Source organism: Armatimonadota bacterium, assembly GCA_035527535.1.
In the GTDB taxonomy this organism is placed as follows: Bacteria; Armatimonadota; Hebobacteria.
In genome coordinates, this window is record DATLAK010000047.1 from 1 (window position 1) to 19,047 (window position 19,047).

The window sequence follows — 19,047 nt, forward strand, 5'->3', positions numbered from 1 at the left end:
AGCTCGTGCCGCAGGGCGCCACCGTCCTCACCCACTGCAACGCCGGCGCGCTGGCCACCGCGGGCTATGGCACCGCGCTCGGGGTCATCCGTTCGGCCCACCGCCAGGGCCGGCAAGTCCGGGCGCTGGTGGACGAGACGCGGCCGCTGCTCCAGGGCGCGCGCCTCACCGCCTGGGAGCTGGTAGGGGAAGGCGTTGCGACGACGGTGATCGCGGACTCCGCTGCCGGCTGGTGCATGCAGAAAGGCATGGTGGACCTGGTGGTGGTCGGCGCCGATCGCATCACCGCCAACGGCGATGTCGCCAACAAGATCGGCACCTACGCCCTGGCCGTGCTCGCGTGCCAGCATGGCATCCCCTTCTACGTCGCCGCGCCCAGGTCCACGGTGGATCTCACCCTCGCCGGCGGTGAGGATATTCCCATCGAGGAGCGTGGCGCCGAGGAAGTCTCCACCATCGCCGGCGTGCGCGTCACCCCCGAAGGGGCGGCGATCTTCAATCCCGCCTTCGACGTCACTCCCCACGGCTTGGTCACCGCCATCATCACCGACCGGGGGATCTGCGATCATCCGTTCACGAAGTCGCTGGCGGCGTCGGCGGGGGAGCGGGCATAGCCCTCGGTGGCTAGGTCGCAAGCGACCGCCACGTCCCTAGGTCCCGACTTCGTCGGGCCGGGATGGCGGCGGCTACTAGCCGCCTAGCCAGCGGCCAACACCTAGCCGCCGTGAAGGGGGCGCACGCCGTGCGCCCCTACAGGTTCTCGCGACCGATCCCAACTTTCCCCGGTCACACCCGTCTTGCCGCTTGCCTTGACACGGCTGGGGTTGCCCCGTAACATGACACGCGAGCGGAGGATGCTCACATTGCCGCCGAGGGAGTGAACGTCATGGCCAGAAAAGCAGTCCTCGCACTCGCCGCAGCGCTGGTCGTCCTTACCGCCGCGCCCTCCTCGCCGCTGATCCTGGGCAGGATCACACGCTCGCGCTCCTCGCCGCCCAGGACCACCAATCACCTCGTCATCAACGTGGCGCGGCCACGCGTCAGCCCGCGAGACCGCCTCCTCGGCTCCGCCATCCGGCGCGCGTGCGGCTCCACCTGGTCGCGCGTGCCGGCCTACGCCGCATACTTGCAGCGCCGCGGCCGCCTCGATTCGGCCTGGCGCCCGCGCTGGGATCGCACGGTGGTGCTGACGGTGCGCGGGCGCGCCTATCGGCCGCGCGCCACCGGCCGCGCGGGACGGCAGTTCGGCGGCGGCAGCATCACCTTCACCTATTCCGGCTGGACCAGCGCCGATCGCCAGCGACTCTCCGCCTACGTCAATTCCGTCTATCCCATGATCCGCTCCATCTACGGCGATCCCGCCTCGACCATCACCGTCACCATCGTCAGCGACCCCGCGCTCCAGGACATCCTCGGCGGCGTCTACCTCCCCGCCGTCAACGAGATCCGCCTGCCGCCGATCCAGGACTTCTCGCGCGACACCTTCGTCCTCGCCTCGCTCATCGTGCGCGCGTTCCACGACGACCTCTTCCTGGCGCCCGAGGCGTGGGAGACCGGCTTCGCCCGCGCGGTGGCGCTGGTCGCGCACCTGCAGGTGGACGCGACCTTCGATCTGGCGGGGGAACCATACTACCTGCTGCCGTTCTACGACCTGCTCAACCAGCGCCCGCTCGCCGGTGCGACCCTCTTCCCCGCGTCGGGCTACAGCGGCATGACCCCCTGGCGCATCGGCATGGCCCAGGCCGCATGGCTCAAGGTCTATGCCGAGAATCGGGGCTTCTTCCGCGATTTCAACACCGCTTACTACGCCGAATACGACCCCGCGGTCGCGCCGCCGCTGTCGGACAACGTCGCGCGCCTGCGCGAACTCGCCGCCGCCGCCGCGCCGGAAGTCGAGGGCGCACTGTTTGCGAGCTGGTTCGCCCGCCAATTCGTCCTTGACTCCGACGGTGGGCCGGGGGAGAAGCTCTACCTCGTCGCCCTGCCCCAGACCGACAATGTGACGGTGTACCTGGAGGCCGACTGCTACCGTACGACGACGACCGATGACGAGCAGCCGCTGAACGGCACCGGCCAGTTCCACTTCATGGGCTGGGACGGAGACCTCTACCTGCCGGAGGCGGGCGATCTCGTCACCATCCAGAGCGGCCAGGGGTTCCTCGCGCCGAGCTTCTTCAACATCGGGGGCGCGCAGCGCATCACCGTCGAGCTGGCGGCGGGCAACCAGGTCGCGCAGTCCTGGTTCCCCTACGGGGTCGCGGGCAGCGGCGCCTATAACGAGTACTTCGGGGTGGTGGTTGACGGCGACGCGGGCAGCGTCAGCGTCAGCCCCGGCGGCGCGCCGCCCGCGGCCGCCAGCGTGATCCGCGGCGTGTTCGCGGTGGACGAGCCGGCCCCGCTCGACTTTCTGGCGCAGACCGCGATCGAGCTGCAGCCCACCGCCGGCGTCGCCAACCTGCGCCAGGTCAACACCGGCTTCCTGTTCCACGTGTTCGCGCTGCGGGCCTATCCCCTGCAGGCGGGCACGGCGCAGCACACCTTCGGCGCAGGGATGGCCATGGTGTCGCTGCCGGTCAGCCCGGACCAGTCCGACGCGGCCGACCTCCTGGGGCTGGCGCCGGGGGCGACCCTGCTTGCCCGCTGGACGCCGACGCTGCCAGGGGCGTACGCCTTCTACCCCAACACGCCGCCCATCGAGCCCGGGCTGGGGTACTGGCTCAAGCTGAGCGTGCCCATCACCGTCAGCGCCCACGGCCTGCTGCCGAGCGGCCAGTATCGCCTGCACTTGCGCCGGGGATGGCAGCAGATCGCCAACCCCTTCACCCAGACGGTGGCGGCGTCGGCGGTGCAGGTCAAGGTCGCCGACGGCGCGGCGATGACGATGCCGCAGGCGCGGGCCGCCGGCCTGGCGGGCTCGCTTTTCCGCTATAACGGCGCCTACGTCGTCGCCCAGGACCTGCGCCCCTACGAGGGCTTGTGGCTCTATGTTTACGCCGCCGAGGGATGTTGGCTCACCATCAACGAGCCGTGAAGGGGTGGTGTGATGTTTCGCTGCTCAACCTTGCATCTGATCGCCGCCGCGGTGCTCGCCGCGGCCCTGTTCGTCGCCGGGTGCGGGAGTGGCGGTTCGGACCGCCAGCCCGTCACCGTTGCCGGCACCGTCAAAGGCGACACCGGCGCCCCTATCGCGGGCGCGTTGGTCACCGCTACCATCAGCAGCCAGAGCCAGCCCGTCGCCAGCACCACCACCGGCAGCACCGGCGTCTATAGCCTGGCGCTGCCCGTCGGCGCCTCCTACGTCATCGAGGCCAGCAAGCTCGGTTTCGAGACCCAGCAGCGGACGCTCACCACCCTGCCCAACCTGTCGTTCAACTTCGTCCTCACTCCGGCCACCCAGCCCCCGTCGCCGCCCGTCAACCTGGGCGGTCGGGTCACCAGCGCCGCCACCTCGGCGGCCGTCTCCGGCGCCACCGTCACCGCCACCATCCAGGGTCAGCCCACCCCCGCCGCGACCACCTCCACCGACGCCAACGGTCGCTACGGGTTCTGGCTTCCCACCAATCAGACCTACGTCATCGCCGTGTCGGCAGCGGGTTTCGTCCCGGCGCAGCGCACGGTGATCCTGCTGCTGGGCGACTCCAACTTGGCGGTTGACTTCGCGCTGACGCCGTCGTAGCGGCGCGCGGCGCTTCGGGGCAGAACACGATGCGATGGTGCGCGCTGGTGCTGCTGACGGCGCTGGCGGGTATGGCAAGCAGTCAGCCGCCGCCCGCAGATGATCTCGCCGCCGTGGGCTCCTCGCGCCTGGCGTGGTTACACGGGCGGGAAGTGCGGTGGCTGCGGGTTGATGCCGCTACCGCCACGCCGGTGGCGACGACCTCTTTGCCCGAGCGGGCATTCGCGTTGGCCCCGGTGGCGATGGGCGGCGCAAGCGCGGTAACCGCCGCCGGGCGGCAGCGCGTATATGTCCTTGGGCGCGACGCGCCGCGGCTGTCCGCCGAGATCTCCCTGACACCCGAGGTGGTAGTGGACCTCTGCAGCGATGACCTCGACGGTGACGGCTGGGACGAGCTACTGGTGCTGGCGGGTGAGCACGGCTCCCGGCGCGCGACGCTGCGGATCTACTCGGTGCGCTACCGCCGCTGGCTGTGGCGCGGACTGCGGCCGGCGCTGCACCCGTGGAAGGTGCGTGCCGGCGACGTTGACGGCGACGATGCGCCGGACATCGTCGTCGGTGTGTGGAAGCAGACTCGTTTCGACCCGGTATGGGACCACCGCGCCTTCGTCTATCACTGGGCCGACGGCGACCTCCATCCAAGCTGGCTGGGGTCGCGCCTGGGGCGGCGGTTCAGCGACTTCGAGTTGGCGGATACCGACGGCGACGGGCAGGCGGAAATCGTGACCATCGCCCGGATGGACAACGGTTGGCGCTTGTCCGGGTGGCAGCGATACGGCTTCGGGTTCCAGGAAGTGTGGACGGGGCGGACGAGCGCGGATATCGCCGCGGTGTCGGCAGCGGGGCGGCCAGCCACTCTGTTCGCCCTGGAGCGTGACAACGGCTGGCAGGTGCGGGCACACCGACCCGCCAAGGAGAGCTTGGGCGTGGTCACGCTGATGCGCGTTGCGACGCGCCCGGCGGCGCTGTGCGCACTGGACGGCGACCGCGCGGCGGTTGTGAGCAACGGCCAGTTGCAGATCTTGAGCGTTGCACAAGGAGGGGTGCGATGAAACAGTGGTGGCTGGCAGCGGTAATCGGTGTGGCGGGGGTAGTGAGCATGTCCGGGCGCGTTGGTGTGACTTCCGCCGCCATCGGGGCCGCCGGGGCAGGCCGGGCGGCGACGGCGCGCGCGGCCTACCAGCCCGTGGAGGTGGTCGCCAAGCTCCCCGCATATACCGTGGCGCCGGACCTCTCGAATGTCGTCAATCGCGCGCAGTTCGGGGAATTCGCGGCCCCTGCCCGCCGGCTGCTGGCGGCAAACGGATTTGTCTGCCTGCCCAGTGACGATGTTCAGCTTCATCACATCTACGAGCAGAACGACTATCTCAACCTGCCCAGCTTCATCACCACCGACTCGGTGCTGCAGCTCTATCACATCTTCTTCGACTACACCCTGCGCACCACCGAGACGGAGAAGCTCTACCCGGTGCTGGAGAAGCTGACCACGGCCATGCTGGAGCAAAGCCTGGCCACCTACCGGGAAGCGAAGACGCCGGCGGTGCAGGAGGGGGCGCTGTGCAATGTCGCCTACTTCCTGGTGCCGGCACGCGTGCTGGAGATGGACCTGCCGACCGTGCCGGAGGAAGCCCAAGCCATGGCGCAGGCGGAGCTGGGTCTGATTGGGCAGCACGGAGGGCGGGTGGAGAGTCCCATCTTCGGCTGCCCGGTGGACTACTCGCAGTTCATCCCCCGCGGCCACTATACGCGGACGCCGCGGTTCGAGCGCTTCTTCAGGGCGATGATGTGGTACGGCTTGGTGCCGTTCGTGATCCCCGGGCCGGACGCCGACGGGAAACTGGTCTGGGCGGCGCGGACCAAGCGCACCACCCTGCAAGCGCTGCTGGTGGTGCGGGACATCGTGCAAGCGAAGCACGAGGGCAAGCCAGTGCGGGACCTGTGGGAGACTATCTACGAGCCGACCGCGTTCTACGTCGGCGCGGCGGATGATCTCTTCGCCGACGACGTCGCGCCCCTCATGCGCGAGGTGTACGGCGCTCAGTTCGAGCTCGACGCGCTTGCCGACGAGAGCAAGCTCGATCAGTTTGCGCGCCGGACCGCGAAGCTGCGCGGGCCGCGCATCAAGCAGGTGATACTCGACATGCCCGGGGGCATGCAGTACCGCTTCATGGGCCAGCGCTACATCCCGGACTCGGAGATGCTTCAGCGGCTGACCACGTGGCCGGAGAGGCCGATGCCGCTGGGCCTGGACGTTTTCGCCGTGCTCGGCTCGGACCGCGCCGCCTATCTTCTGGACGAAGTCTATAAGGAGCCGCAGCAGTGGGATGAGTACCTGCCGAGGCGCAAGCAGTTGCGCGAGGAGTTCGCGGCCCTCCCCGAGGACACGTGGCGCTCCAACCTCTACTTCGGCTGGGTATGGTCGCTGCAAGCGCTGCTGGCCGAGGCGCCTGCGGGCTACCCCTCGTTCATGCGCTCTACCGCGTGGCTCGACAAGAGCCTGAACACGAGCCTGGCAAGCTGGGCCGAGCTGCGCCACGACACCATCCTCTACGCCAAGCAAAGCTACTCCGAGTGCGGCGACGGCGAGGAGCCCCCGCCGCCGCCCCAGGGCTATGTCGAGCCCAACCCGGAGTTCTACAACCGCATGCTGGAGCTGGCGCGGCTGTCGCGCGAGGGCCTGAGCCGGCGCGGGCTGCTGTCGGAAAACGTGCAGGACAAGTTCGGCAGCCTAGAGGAGATGCTCGACTTCCTGCGCCGCGTTTCGCTCAAGGAGCTGCGGGGCGAGGAGTTGTCCCGCGAGGAGTACCAGGACATCGTGATTTACGGCGCCACCCTGGAGAACCTGACCCTGTCCATCGCCGAGGGCGACATCCTGAGCGAGACCGACAAGGATATGGCGGTGGTGGCGGACGTGCATACGTCCCTGGGTTCCTGTCTCGAGGAGGGCGTCGGTCGCGTGGCGAAGATCTACGTGGTGGTGCCCATCGCCGGCAAGCTGCACCTGACGCGGGGGGCGGCATTCACCTACTACGAGTTCCAGTGGCCGGCCAGCGATCGCCTGACCGACGAGAAGTGGCAGCAGATGCTGCGCGGCGGCGAGGAGCCGGACCCGCCGGTGTGGGTCGAGAGCTTCTTCACCGACGAGAGCCATAAGATCCCCGAACCCAAGGGCCGGACGCGCTATTCGTCCGGCTGCTGAGCGGCTCCCGGGAATACCGACCATTGCCTAGGTTCGGCAGAATCGGCGCGTTGAGCGGGGCGGCACTGGCTTGCGTCGCCGCGGTGGTCGTGCCCCCGCAGCGGCCGGTGACCGTGGTCGCGGTCGGGGACGTGCTCCTCGACCGCGGCGTGGGGGAGCGCATCGAGCGGTCGGGGAAAGACGCGCTGGTCGAGGCGGTGCTACCGTTCACGCGCGGGGCCGACCTCGCCGTCTGCAACCTGGAATGCCCGCTCGCATCCGGCAGCCCCAGCGCGCTCAAGCCCATCGTCTTCGGCGGCCCGCCGGCGGGGGCGCGCTGGCTGCGGGAGGCCGGCTTCGACGCGGCGTCGCTGGCCAACAATCACGCCCTCGACCAGGGGCGTGCAGGGCTGTTGCAGACGATGGCCGCGCTCGACCGCGAAGGCGTCGCTTACTTCGGCGCCGGGGCGACGCAGGCGGAGGCCTGTCGCGCGCGCATCGTGCGTTGCAACGGCAGGCGCCTGGCGCTCTTGGGGTTCACGGTCTTCCCCGACGAGGGGGCCTTCTTCGATCTGCGCCATGCCGGAACCGCCCGCGCCGACCCCCAGGCGGTTCGACGCGCGGTGCACCAGGCGCGCGCACGGGCCGACGTGGTGATCGTCGCCTTCCACTGGGGGCGCGAGTACCAGGCGCTGACCTCGCCGGCCCAACGCGAGCTGGCGCGCGTGGCAATTGATGCCGGCGCCGACCTGGTGGTGGGCCATCACCCGCACGTGATCCAGGGCGCGCAGCTTTATCGCGGGCGTCTCATCGCCTACAGCCTGGGCAACTTCATCTTTGACCAGCACCGGCGCGGCGCCGACCGCGCCCTGGCGCTGCGTGTCACCTTCGTCGGCGACGAGGCGGCGGCCACGTTTGCGCCGGTGCAGATCGCCGACTGCTTCCCCCGAAAGCCGGACGACGAGGCGGCGCAGAGTATTCTGGCCCACTTTCGGACATTGTGCGAGGGGCTGGGGACCCGCGTCGCGGTGAACGGCGGGGCCGCCACGGTTTCTTTTGCCACGAGAGGACACCGCGACGGCGCGGACGACTACTGACGCATGGCCAGACCGCAAACCGGGCGGCGGATACTTTACCGCGCCGACGGCAGCCCCGAGATCGGCACCGGCCACATCATCCGCGGCCTCATCTTGCGGCGGCGAAGGCCACCCCCTGCGCCGCGAAGGCGTCCAGGTTGGGGGTTCGCGTATCGCGGCTGCCGCAGCAGCCGAGGTTGGGCGCGCGCAACGTGTCACTCACGACGACGACCAGGTTGGGCTTGGGCTGGGCCATGAAGCCGACTTTCCTCTCGCTGCTGCGGAACCGCGTACTCGTTCGTGCCGCGAGCCGCGGATTCCTTGGGCCGGCGGCCGGCCCGTCAGTCCCCGCAACGGCAGGACAACCGCGCGTGTCAGAGAAGTCACTGCCTCAGCAGGGGCCGCGCGTCGGCGCGTCATTACGGGGATGATGCTGGTGACGACTTCTCTGCCCGTTGCGATTACCACCGAGGATCAGCTCGATGACGCGCTCACTACTCCGTCGCCGGCGCTGGTCGAATTCATGCGGCGGCTGGACGGGGACTTCGCTATCCTCGGCATCGCCGGCAAGATGGGGGCCACCCTCGGCGGCGCCGCAGTGCGGGCGATCCGGCAAGCCGGCGTGAAGAAGACGGTCTACGGCGTGGCGCGCTTTTCCGACCCTGCTTCGCGCGAGCGCATCGCGGGCCTCGGCATCGAGGCGATCGCCGCCGACCTGCTCGACCCGTCGGCCGTCGCCGCGCTGCCGCGGGTGGCCAACGTCGTCTTCATGGCCGGGCGCAAGTTTGGCACCGAGGAGGGCGCCGCGCTGACCTGGGCCATCAACACCCTCGTCCCCGCCCACGTGGCGGCGCACTTTGCGAGCAGCCGCATCGTCGCCTTCTCGACGGGCTGCGTCTATCCGCTGGTGGCGGCGACCAGCAGCGGGTGTGCGGAAGACCAGCCCCCGGCGCCGGTCGGCGAGTACGCCCAGTCGTGCCTGGGGCGCGAGCGCATCTTCGAGCACTTCAGCCGCGTCCGGGGCACGCCGGTGTGTCTGATCCGCCTCAACTATGCCATAGATCTGCGCTACGGCGTGCTGCACGACATCGCCCGCCGGATATGGGCACAGGCGCCGGTTGACCTGACCGTGCCCTGCTTCAACGCCATCTGGCAGGGCGATGCCGCCCATCACGCCCTGCTGGCGTTCGAGCACTGCGCCTCCCCGCCCGCGATCATCAACGTCACCGGCCTGGAGCGGATTGGGGTGCGGCAGGTCGCCCGCGAGCTGGCCCGGCACATGAGCAAGTTGGTGGCCTTCACCGGCGACGACGGCCCGGTCGCATACCTCAGCGACGCGGCTCGCGCTGCGCGACTATTCGGCCCGCCGCGCGTGCCGCTGGCATGCATGATTCGCTGGACCGCGGAGTGGGTCATGTCGGGCGGGCGATCGCTGGAACTGCCGACGCACTTCGAGATCAATACCGGGAGATTCTGACGATGACCACCAGCGACCTCCCCGCCGCCCTGCGCGACCGCGTAAGGCGCGGCATGGTGATACCGGCGCACCCGCTGGCGCTGACCGCGGAGCGCGAGCTGGACCTCCGTCGGCAGCGAGCGCTCACCCGCTACTACCTCGACGCGGGCGCCGGCGGCATCGCGGTGGGCGTCCACACCACGCAATTCGAGATTCGTGAGCCCGGCGTCGCCCTCTTCGAGCCGGTGCTGGCGCTGGCGGCGGAGACGATTGACGCCCATTGCGCGCGAGGGGGATGCCAAGTGCTCAAGGTTGCCGGCGTTTGCGGCGACACCCAGCAAGCGGTGAGGGAAGCGGCGTTCGCGGCCGGGCAGGGCTATCACGCGGCCCTGCTCAACCTCGCCGCCCTGGCACAGGAAGACATTCCGGGCCTTGTCGCTCATTGCCGGGCGGTGGCCCAGGCGCTGCCGTTGTTCGGATTCTACCTCAACCCGCAGATTGGGGGACGTGTGCTGCCCTTCGAGTTCTGGCGCCGGTTCGCCCAAATCGAGAACGTGCTCGCCATCAAGATCGCGCCCTTCGATCGCTACCAGACGCTGGAAGTCGTGCGCGCGGTATGCGAGGTTGGGCGCGCGGGGGACATCGCCCTCTACACCGGCAACGACGACGCCATCGTCGCCGACCTGCTGACCGAGTACCGGGTGGTGACCTCCGCCGGAGAGCGGCGGGCGCGGATCGTCGGCGGGCTGCTGGGGCAGTGGGCGGTATGGACGCGCAGGGCGGTGGAACTGCTAGCGGAGATCACCGAGATCGCGGATCGGGGCGGCCCCATTCCGTGGCAGATGCTGACCGCGGGCGCGCAGGTCACCGACTGCAACGCCGCGCTGTTCGATGCCGCGCATGGGTTCGCTGGGTGCGTGCCGGGAATCCATGAGGTGCTGCGGCGGCAAGGGCTGCTGCAGGGAACCTGGTGCGTCAACCCGGCGGTGGGGCTTTCCCCCGGCCAGGTGCAGGAGATAGACCGCGTGTGCCGGTCATATCCCCACCTGAACGACGACGAGTTCGTCCGGGCGCACCTGGACGAGTGGCTGCGCGACTGAGGCAGGGGGGGCACGGATTCAGACCCAGATCATGCATATCGAGCGCAGCGCCTTCACCCGGTGGGTGATGTCATCCCGAGTGGCTAAGCCCGGAGGGCCGCCACCGTTTCCTTTGCCACGAGAGGACACCGCGACCGCGCGGACAACTACTGACGCATGACCAGACCGCAAACCGGGCCGCGGGTCCTTTACCGCGCCGACGGCAGCCCCGAGATCGGCACCGGCCATATCATCCGCGGCCTCATCCTGCGGCGGCGACTCGACGCCATGGGCGCGCGGGTCGTCTTTCTGACGCGCGATCTGCGGTGGGGCGCACAGAAGCTGCGCGACGCCGGCGCCGAGGTTCTGCTGCTGCCGGCAGACGCGGATGACCGGGCGCAGTCCGCCGCCATTCGCAAGGCCGCGCCCGACGGGTGCGTGATGGATGTCCTGGAGACGCCGCAGGCGCTGACGGCCGCGGCTCGCGACGCGGGGGCGGCCGTGGTCTGCCTCGACGACGTCGGCTCGGGGCGGCTCAACGCGAACGCGATCATAAACATCCTCGAGGTTGAACCGGCGCCGGAGGCCCTGGTGGAGCGTGGTATCGCGCTTTACCAGGGGCCGGAGTACGCGGCGCTGCCGGAGGCGTACGCGGAACCGGGAATCGCCGAGCGCGAGATCCCGCAGAAAGTGTGTCGCATACTCGTGACCCTGGGTGGGGCCGACCCCGCCGGGCTGGCGCCGAAGGCGGCGCGCGCGCTGAGATCGGCGCTGGCGGACGCTCGCGCCGGTTGGGCATTCGAGGACGCCCATGCGACGCTGCTGGTGGGCTCGGCTTCAGGTTATCGGGCGCAGGTGATGGAGGCGGTGCGCGGGGCGGAGGCATCATTCACGGTGAGCGACAGTATCCCCTCGCTGCTGCCAGCGCTGCGCGCGGCGGACCTGGGGATCATCGCCGGCGGCCTGACCATGCACGAGGCGCTGGCGGTCGGCCTGCCCTCCATCGCGCTCTGCCAGCCGGTGCGCCACCAGGCGGAGCTGGCCCAGCGCTTTGCCGACCAGGGCGCAATGCTCACCCTCGGCCCGGGGGCGGCGGTGAGCGAAGCCCAGATCGCCGATGCCGTGCTCGCGCTGGCCTGCGCGGCCGATCGGCGGCGGCGCCTGGCCGGCGCCGGGCCGCGGTTGGTTGACGGCCGCGGCGCACAGCGAACCGCGGAGGCGATCCTGCACGCGGCTGCCGTCTAGGTAGCGATCAGGAGACCTTAGCCCGTAGGGTGATGGGCGGACGGTTTCCGATGCTCAGTGCAGTGCCATGCCGTAGTCCGACTCCCCGTCAGCGATGTAGAGCCGGTCATCCGCGAAGTCAACGTAGAAGTGTATGTGTACCGGCTGCTTCTTACGGGCGCGGTCCACCGCGCGGAACATGGCGAAGCGCCCCCGCGGCTCGCTGAAGACGCCGACCTGATGGAGCCGCGCGAACCGCTCACGCACTCCACGCTTTGCGAAGACGCCCTCTAGTCTCAGCGTGTGGGCCGGATCCACGGACTCCGGGCAGTCCGCGGGCCAATGCGGACCCGCATTCCACGGCGGAAGGTCAATGGCGCCTGCACGGCGTCCTCCGGCGTAGGTTACCCATATGGGCGAGGCCCACGCCAGGGAGAAATCCTCTTGGGTGACCCGCAGGTAGTAGTAGCTCTCGCCCGGCAGCGGATGCGTGTCTTCCCAATCAATCGCCAAGTCGGCCTGACCGTCACCCGCAAAGCGCTGGAGCCTGCGGTCGTCGCGGATGACGTCCACCAGGGCGATGGGTGCCGTGCCGTGAACCGCAATCCTGAGGCGGGGCGGATCGGAGGTCGCCACCGTTTGCCCCATGCCGATGCCGTTGACCTCGAAGCTCACCAGAATCCGCTGGCCGCTGGTCGCATAGGTGCGGCGCCCGCGCATGGCCGCAAGCACCGCCTCGCGCGTGAACTCCGGCACCAGGAAGGCCGTGATCGCGCTTTGCACGGAGTAGTTGCGATGGCTCAGGCCGGGTGTTCGTCCATGTTGGGCCCAGTTGTCATAACCCGGCATTCCGAAATGCCCGTCGGACATGCCCACGAACGCGAGCTTCAGCCCCGCCTGCAGGCCGCCCTGGGCGTAGCACTCGAAATGGCCGTGCATGGAGGCGATCTCGACCAGCGGCGTCACCTCGGGGTCGAACTCGAATTCGCGCCATTCAGGCCACCCGCCGCCGACATGGGGGATCAGCAGGCAGCCGTATTCCTTGGCGAGGCCACGCAGGTTGTCCCAGCCGACGGCGAGGGGAACCTCCTCCCAGCGCGAGGCGGGCGAGAACACGCAGAAATCACCTCGAGGCTTTCCGGTCAGCGCCGGATCCGGTGTGTGCTCGTAGCCGACGACGGTCACGAATCGGCCGGGGATGTAAGCCTCCTGCACGGCCTCCGCCACGTGAGGCCCGAGGATCGCCCAGTCCGCGCCGCCCTTGTCCACGATCGAGGTGCTGGTGCCCTCGTTCGCCACCAGGTGTTCCGCAAACCCGAACACGTCCAAGCACGCCTCATCGCGCGCGAAGCGGATGTTCTGCGACAAGGTCCCCACCCCATCGGACCAGGCGGTATGGCAGTGAGCGTCTCCCCAAGCAAGCCGCACTCCGACATCGGGGGAAACGCTCAGCGGGTTGCTATATGCCGTCGGAAGGTCTGGAGAGTCGGCGCGAATGCGGTAAACCCCCGGCGCGTTGATACGCCACTGGTCGCTGCTGAAGGTGCCCTCGCTTGCCCGCACTTGCCTGACATCGTCGTCAACGGGATGACCGTTTGCAGCGACAACCTCGAGCCTCACCGGGTGCTCGAGGGAGGCGCCGATGTTGCTGTTCACGTCCTCCCCGCGGCCGCGGACGGAGAATGCCTCACCAGCGGCAACCACGCTGGGTACGACTACGTTCAAGCGGGCCGCCGGGCCGGGGATCACGTGGATCACCATCGGCGGCCACAGCCGTAGCCGCACGCCGCTTGCATCATAACCTACGCGCCAGGTGAGGGGTGCGCTCTCGTACTTGTGCGCGATGCAGTGACACGGGAACTGCGCCGAGCCGAACTCGACCGTGACTCGTTGGCCGCACTGCATGCCGTGGGGGAGGGCGATCGTCGCCCACGCCAATGCCTTCCAGTCGCGTTGGATCCCCGTCAGGTCAAAAGTCAGGTCGCTGCTGCCGAGGACGCGTACAAACCCCGGCGCATCCGGCGTCTCCGACTGAGCGCAAGTTGCCAGCCAGAACTTGGGCACCTCGCAGAATAGCTGCAGAGACCCGTCCGCGCCAATCGGCTGCGCACCGCAGCAGAAGCGCCAGCGCCAGATTCCTTCGCTACCGGCCACCACCCTGATCTCCCGCCCCCGGCTGCCAGCGAACTCCACATCATAGGAAGGAACATCCATGCGATCTTCTCCATCAAGATGAGGCTCACAGCCATCGCTGGAGCCACTCCAGCGCCGGTTCGAGGGCAAACTCGTGACCGCCGTCAAACCGGTGCACCTGGAAGTGGTCGGCGTGCCCCGCGGCAGCGTAGCAGCTTTGGATGTGTGCGATGCCCGCCTGCGCCGGCCCCTCTACGATCAGCGGGTCCCGACTGCCCCACTGCAACTGCAGCGGGCGCGGCGCGACGGAGGCGAAGACCTCCGGAGTATCGGCGTGCGGCAACAATCCCGCAACGACCTGGGCACCGCAGAGCCCCTCCAAGCGAGCGATCCGGTCTCGCAAGGTGTTACATGACCCCGCAGCGACGGCGACCTTGATGCGTTCGTCCACCGCCGCGGTGAACATGGTCATGCGGCCACCCTGGCTGAGGCCGCACATGCCGATGCGCTCCGGGGCGATACCATCCCATGCTGCCAGGACCGAGATGGCGTGCCGAATGTCGCTGATTTGGACCGCCGCGAGACTGAGCCCAAAGAGGGACAACCAGAGGCCGACCACGTCGCAGCGATCCCGGCATGGCAATGATTCCATTGCGCGTGAGCCGAAGTTCAAGAGGTCGATGGCGATGATGGTATAGCCGGCCTGAGCGAGCCCCAGCCCGTAGTCGTACTGGTGCTGTTCGATCTCCCGCACCAGCTCTTGGGTGCGGCGATCACCAATAACGGCAAGCCTCGCGAAGTCCCCGTGTCCGTGCTGGCACACCACGCCCGCACCGTTTCCCCGGCCTCCCCGCGGCTGAAGAACCGTCGCTGGAACGACCAGGCCGGTGTCGGCATTGCGGAACTTCAGCTCTGTGCGCAGGCAACCCGGCCACCGTTCCTCGCTAAGCGCCTTGACCTCCGGTGCGGCAGGAACCCCCGCGCTGCAGCCCGTCGGCGCAAGGAGGCCGCACAGCCAACCGCGAAACTCCTGGCGCCACCTCTCGAAGGCTTCGCGGTCACCTCCTGCGAATCGGCGATCCGGCTTGGCCCTTACCAGGGTCAACAGGTATTCGTGGGCTTTCAGCACTCGCCCCGCTGCATCGGATGTCATGACCGCCTCCACGGACCAGGAGACTGTTCGCGCGCTTGGGGATCCTCGGCCGGGATGGTCACCTGCGCCGTCGCGACTGGCGACAATGTCGCCGCCGAGCCACAACGGCTCCTGCTACATCGCTGTTCGGCGAACGAGGGTTGCTTCCCTGCTGTCGCAGGGACGACATCCGCGGTTGGCGCACCGCGGCGCCCCAGAGAGATAGGGCGTACCCTTGAAATAATGGAATAATCCTATTGACGCACAACATGTTGTGTGGTATTATCACGCTCGCCCCTAGATATGGAACGTCGCGTGGAGCCTTCTGAACCTATGTTTCTGGTAAGTCATGGGCGTAGGGAGCGGCTGGTTCACCATGATCTGCCCCTTCTGCCATAGCCCTGAGAGCCGGGTGGTGGACTCGCGGCTGGCCGAGAGCGGGGCCGCTATTCGTCGCCGCCGCGAGTGCGAGGCCTGCGGGCGGCGGTTCAACACCTACGAGCGGCCGGAGCAAGTGCCGTTCTACGTCATCAAGAAGGACGGTCGCCGGGAGCTATTCGACCGCGGCAAGATCCTGGTGGGGATGACCAAGGCGTGCGAGAAGCGCCCGGTGTCGCGCCAGGACATCGAGCGCATCGCGCAGGAGATCGAAGGGGCGCTGCGCGACCGGCTGGCGACGGAGGTGCCGGCGCGCCAGATCGGCGACCTGGTGATGGCGCGCCTGCGCGAGCTGGATGAGGTCGCCTATGTGCGCTTCGCATCGGTGTACAAGGAGTTCCGGGACGTGGATTCCTTCGTTGAGGAAATCCGGGGCTTGGCAAGACAGGTCCCGGTGAAAACCCATCCACAGATTACGCTGATTACGCAGATTCCGGACAAAGAAGACAAGACGTAGAGGAGGGATTTGAAAGCTCGTTTTCTTCTGCCTTCCGCGACGTCTGCGAAATCTGTGACATCTGTGGATAAATGTCATTCATTAAGGAACGAGACATGCCCCTGATGCAGCCCCAACTGACCGACAACGCCGTGACCGTGCTCGAGCGCCGCTACCTGAAAAAGGACGCCGACGGGAACCCGGTCGAGACGCCGGAGCAGTTGTTCTGGCGGGTGGCGGTGGACATCGCCACCGCCGACCGCGCCTACGACCCCGGGGCCGAGGTGGAGGCGGTCGCCCATGATTTCTATGGGCTGATGGCGAGCCTCGACTTCCTGCCCAACTCGCCGACGCTGATGAACGCCGGGCGCGACCTGCAGCAGCTCTCGGCGTGCTTCGTGCTGCCGATCGAGGATGCGATGGAGTCCATCTTCACCGCCATCAAGCACACCGCCCTCATCCATCAGAGCGGCGGCGGCACCGGGTTCTCATTCTCCCGCATTCGCCCCAAGAACGACCGCGTCGCCTCCACCGGCGGCATCGCCTCCGGCCCCGTGAGCTTCATGAAGGTCTTCAACGCCGCCACCGAGGCGGTCAAGCAGGGCGGCACCCGCCGCGGCGCCAACATGGCCATCCTCAAGGTCACCCACCCCGACATCCAGGAGTTCATCACCTGCAAGCAGGACCCGACCGTGCTCACCAACTTCAACATCTCGGTCGGCCTGACCGAGGACTTCATGGGCGCGGTCGAGGCCGGGCAGGACTACCAGCTCATCAACCCCCGCACCCGCCAGGCCGGGCGCACGCTGTCCGCGCGCGAGGTCTACGATCAGATCGTGGACATGGGCTGGCGCAACGGCGAGCCCGGCATCGTCTTCCTCGATCGCATCAACCGCGATAACCCCACCCCCGCCCTGGGCGAGATCGAAAGCACCAACCCCTGCGGCGAGCAGCCCCTGCTGCCCTACGAGTCCTGCAATCTCGGCTCCATCAACCTCGCCCACATGGTGCGCGAGACGGCGACCGGCGCGGAAATGGACTACCAGCGCCTGGGCGACGTCGTCGCCCGCGCGGTGCACTTCCTGGACAACGTCATTGACCGCAACCACTACCCCCTGCCCGAGATCAAGGACATGACCCGCGGCAATCGCAAGATCGGGCTGGGAGTCATGGGCTTCGCCGACCTGCTGATTCGCCTGGGGGTGCCCTACAATACCGAGGAGGGGCTGGCGGTGGGGGAGCAGGTGATGGAGTTCATCCACGCCAAGGCGCGCGCGGCCTCGGTCGCGTTGGCGCGCCAGCGCGGCGCTTTCCCCAACTTCGACCGCAGCATCTACGCCGGCGGCGAGCCGCTGCGCAACGCCACCATCACCACCATCGCCCCCACCGGCACCCTGTCCATCATCGCCGGCTGCGCGGGCGGCGTCGAGCCCCTGTTCGCGGTCGTGTTCACGCGCAACATCCTCGACGGCCAGCGGCTGCTGGAGGTGCACCCGCGGTTCGAGGCCCTGGCGCGCGAGCGCGGGTTCTACACCGAGGAGCTGATGGAGAACATCGCGCAGCACAAGAGCATCCAGGAGCTGGGGGACATCCCCGAGGAGGTGCGCCGCCTGTTCGTCACCGCCTATGACGTCACCCCCGAATGGCACGCGCGCATGCAGGCGGCCTTCCAGCAGCACACCGATAACGCGGTCAGCAAGACCGTCAACTTCCGCCAGGAGGCGACGCCGGAGGACATCCGCTCGGTCTATATGCTCGCCTACCGCCTGGGGTGCAAGGGGGTGACGGTCTATCGCGACGGCAGCCGCCAGGAGCAGGTGCTGACGGCGGGTGCGCAAGCGACGGCCTCGGCGGCGACGGGCCCGGCGCCGGGGCAGCACATCACGCCGCGCCCGCGCCCCCCGGTCACCCGCGGCGCGACCTATAAGACCAAGACCGGCTGCGGCAAGCTCTACATCACCATCAACCAGGACGAGCACGGCCTGTGCGAGGTCTTCACCGCCATGGGCAAGCAGGGCGGGTGCATGGCCTCGCAGGCGGAGGCGGTGGCGCGGCTGATCTCGCTGGCGCTGCGCTCGGGGGTGGCGCCGGAGTCCCTGGTCGAGGAGCTCAAGGGTATCCGCTGCCCCAGCGTGGCGTGGGAGAATGGCGGCACCGTCCTGTCCTGCGCCGACGCCATCGCCAAGACCGTCGAGCGCCACCTCACCGGCGGCGCCTCGGCCCTGGTCAACCACGGCCACGGCGACATCAGCGACCTGCTCGGCCTCTGCCCCCAGTGCCCCGAATGCGGCGGCACCGTCCAGATCGCCGAAGGCTGCCTGGTCTGTCGCGCCTGCGGCTACAGCAAGTGCCCGTGAGGGAAATGGAGCATAGGCGCCCTCGCCTGTGTGAGTGCCGTAGGGGAGTAGCCTTGTCGAAGTGGACTTGCCTGCTGCCCACGGCGAGCGCCGCGGAAAACGGAAGAGGTTCAACCGCCGACGGACACCGATGAACGCCGATGGGATGAAGGGAAGGAACGCGGGCTGCCTGGTGTGCCGCTCGCGCGGGTATAGCAGGTGTCCTTAAGGGGGTTCCAGGTTCTATGGCAGGTCCTGGCATGGGCAAGACGGCCTGGTTGCAGTCGTGTCTGTGCGAGGGGGAACTACCTTGAATTTCGAGACTGATGTAGCTAAGTTCAGACTGGATATGCAATGCCCCAATTGCGGCATTCGTGTCCGCGCAGTTTCTCAGACGAAGGCGATCTACCACATTAGCGAGTGCTCAGACCAGTATGCATACCTAATCGTCCGTTGCCCCCGGGACGTTTGCGGAATAGCCTTCGTGATGTATGACAGACTCAACAATAGAATTGCGCGTGTTTTCCCCTTTCCTCGCACTGACGCCTCTACGTATCACGAAGCTATCCCGCAGGTAGTCCGCGACGACTTCGCCGAAGCCCGGCGTTGTTGGTGCGCTGACGCCTACAAGGGTGTTGTTGTCATGTGTCGTCGCGCGATACAGGCAATCGCGGTGGACAAGGGGGCGAAGGGCGACCACCCGTGGAAGCAGATTGACAACATGCTTGCAGAGGGAGTCATCACAAAGAGTCTCCAGGGCGCGGCCCACGAGGTAAGATTTTTCGGAGCCTACGGCGCTCATCCTCGAGACGACGGACTGGACAGTATCTCCGCGGACGATGCACTTGCGGTTATGGAGATAGTGGAACAGTTCCTCGAAGAT

15 protein-coding genes are annotated in these 19,047 nt (G+C 68.1%); 12 read left to right on the top strand and 3 right to left on the bottom strand.

Going from position 1 to position 19,047, the window contains the following annotated elements; translation table 11 throughout:
* The 6 genes from mtnA to VM221_02870 form a co-directional block, all read left to right on the top strand.
* On the top strand, positions 1-614 hold a 614-nt coding region (gene mtnA / locus VM221_02845), incomplete at its 5' end, for an S-methyl-5-thioribose-1-phosphate isomerase (GenBank protein HUT73759.1).
* 272 nt (positions 615-886) lie between these two features.
* Complete coding sequence (locus VM221_02850) at positions 887-3,031, top strand: hypothetical protein (protein HUT73760.1); 2,145 nt, start codon at positions 887-889, stop codon at positions 3,029-3,031.
* Positions 3,032-3,043: 12 nt separating this feature from the next.
* Positions 3,044-3,676: a carboxypeptidase-like regulatory domain-containing protein gene (locus VM221_02855; GenBank protein HUT73761.1), complete on the top strand. Its 633-nt coding sequence runs from the start codon at positions 3,044-3,046 to the stop codon at positions 3,674-3,676.
* Positions 3,677-3,705: 29 nt separating this feature from the next.
* The gene (locus VM221_02860) at positions 3,706-4,728 is read left to right on the top strand and encodes a VCBS repeat-containing protein (protein ID HUT73762.1); all 1,023 of its coding nucleotides are present in this window, start codon (positions 3,706-3,708) and stop codon (positions 4,726-4,728) included.
* On the top strand, positions 4,725-6,875 hold the full coding sequence (locus tag VM221_02865) for a DUF3160 domain-containing protein (protein ID HUT73763.1): 2,151 nt from the start codon (positions 4,725-4,727) through the stop codon (positions 6,873-6,875). The genes VM221_02860 and VM221_02865 overlap by 4 nt, the downstream gene beginning before the upstream one ends.
* Positions 6,876-6,898: 23 nt before the next feature.
* Positions 6,899-7,951, top strand: a complete 1,053-nt coding sequence (locus VM221_02870) for a CapA family protein (GenBank protein HUT73764.1) — start codon at positions 6,899-6,901, stop codon at positions 7,949-7,951.
* 88 nt (positions 7,952-8,039) lie between these two features.
* Here the strand turns inward: VM221_02870 and VM221_02875 are convergent, their stop codons facing one another.
* Positions 8,040-8,186, bottom strand: a complete 147-nt coding sequence (locus VM221_02875; protein ID HUT73765.1) for a sulfatase-like hydrolase/transferase — start codon at positions 8,184-8,186, stop codon at positions 8,040-8,042.
* A 180-nt stretch (positions 8,187-8,366) separates the two neighbouring features.
* Here VM221_02875 and VM221_02880 point away from each other — a divergent pair, with 180 nt between their 5' ends.
* The 3 genes from VM221_02880 (at position 8,367) to VM221_02890 (ending at position 11,710) form a co-directional block, all read left to right on the top strand.
* Positions 8,367-9,407 (top strand): NAD-dependent epimerase/dehydratase family protein, encoded by a 1,041-nt coding sequence (locus VM221_02880; protein HUT73766.1) that lies wholly within the window; start codon positions 8,367-8,369, stop codon positions 9,405-9,407.
* Between the two features lie 2 nt (positions 9,408-9,409).
* Positions 9,410-10,486, top strand: a complete 1,077-nt coding sequence (locus tag VM221_02885) for a dihydrodipicolinate synthase family protein (GenBank protein ID HUT73767.1) — start codon at positions 9,410-9,412, stop codon at positions 10,484-10,486.
* A gap of 156 nt (positions 10,487-10,642) precedes the next feature.
* Entirely contained in the window at positions 10,643-11,710 is a 1,068-nt protein-coding gene (locus VM221_02890; GenBank protein ID HUT73768.1) for a hypothetical protein, read from the top strand.
* A 54-nt stretch (positions 11,711-11,764) separates the two neighbouring features.
* Here the strand turns inward: VM221_02890 and VM221_02895 are convergent, their stop codons facing one another.
* Positions 11,765-13,903, bottom strand: a complete 2,139-nt coding sequence (locus tag VM221_02895; protein HUT73769.1) for a DUF3604 domain-containing protein — start codon at positions 13,901-13,903, stop codon at positions 11,765-11,767.
* A 25-nt stretch (positions 13,904-13,928) separates the two neighbouring features.
* Positions 13,929-14,975 carry an acetylxylan esterase gene (locus VM221_02900; protein HUT73770.1) on the bottom strand — a complete coding sequence of 349 codons (1,047 nt, stop codon included), beginning with the start codon at positions 14,973-14,975 and terminating at the stop codon, positions 13,929-13,931.
* A gap of 355 nt (positions 14,976-15,330) precedes the next feature.
* On the opposite strand from VM221_02900, the gene nrdR reads away from it, so the two are divergent.
* The 3 genes from nrdR to VM221_02915 all read left to right on the top strand — a co-directional run.
* Complete coding sequence (nrdR, locus tag VM221_02905; protein HUT73771.1) at positions 15,331-15,849, top strand: transcriptional regulator NrdR; 519 nt, start codon at positions 15,331-15,333, stop codon at positions 15,847-15,849.
* Between the two features lie 95 nt (positions 15,850-15,944).
* A complete protein-coding gene (locus VM221_02910; protein ID HUT73772.1) occupies positions 15,945-18,185 on the top strand; it encodes a vitamin B12-dependent ribonucleotide reductase in 2,241 nt (746 codons plus the stop codon).
* 466 nt (positions 18,186-18,651) lie between these two features.
* Positions 18,652-19,047: DUF4145 domain-containing protein (locus tag VM221_02915; GenBank protein ID HUT73773.1), on the top strand; the 396-nt coding region annotated here is incomplete at its 3' end.

Coding starts and splice junctions, on each gene's coding strand:
- VM221_02850 (HUT73760.1), top strand. CDS start 887: ATGGCCAGAAAAGCAGTCCTCGCACTCGCCGCAGCGCTGGTCGTCCTT.
- VM221_02855 (HUT73761.1), top strand. CDS start 3,044: ATGTTTCGCTGCTCAACCTTGCATCTGATCGCCGCCGCGGTGCTCGCC.
- VM221_02860 (HUT73762.1), top strand. CDS start 3,706: ATGCGATGGTGCGCGCTGGTGCTGCTGACGGCGCTGGCGGGTATGGCA.
- VM221_02865 (HUT73763.1), top strand. CDS start 4,725: ATGAAACAGTGGTGGCTGGCAGCGGTAATCGGTGTGGCGGGGGTAGTG.
- VM221_02875 (HUT73765.1), bottom strand. CDS start 8,186: ATGGCCCAGCCCAAGCCCAACCTGGTCGTCGTCGTGAGTGACACGTTG.
- VM221_02885 (HUT73767.1), top strand. CDS start 9,410: ATGACCACCAGCGACCTCCCCGCCGCCCTGCGCGACCGCGTAAGGCGC.
- VM221_02890 (HUT73768.1), top strand. CDS start 10,643: ATGACCAGACCGCAAACCGGGCCGCGGGTCCTTTACCGCGCCGACGGC.
- VM221_02895 (HUT73769.1), bottom strand. CDS start 13,903: ATGGATGTTCCTTCCTATGATGTGGAGTTCGCTGGCAGCCGGGGGCGG.
- VM221_02900 (HUT73770.1), bottom strand. CDS start 14,975: ATGACATCCGATGCAGCGGGGCGAGTGCTGAAAGCCCACGAATACCTG.
- nrdR (HUT73771.1), top strand. CDS start 15,331: ATGATCTGCCCCTTCTGCCATAGCCCTGAGAGCCGGGTGGTGGACTCG.
- VM221_02910 (HUT73772.1), top strand. CDS start 15,945: ATGCCCCTGATGCAGCCCCAACTGACCGACAACGCCGTGACCGTGCTC.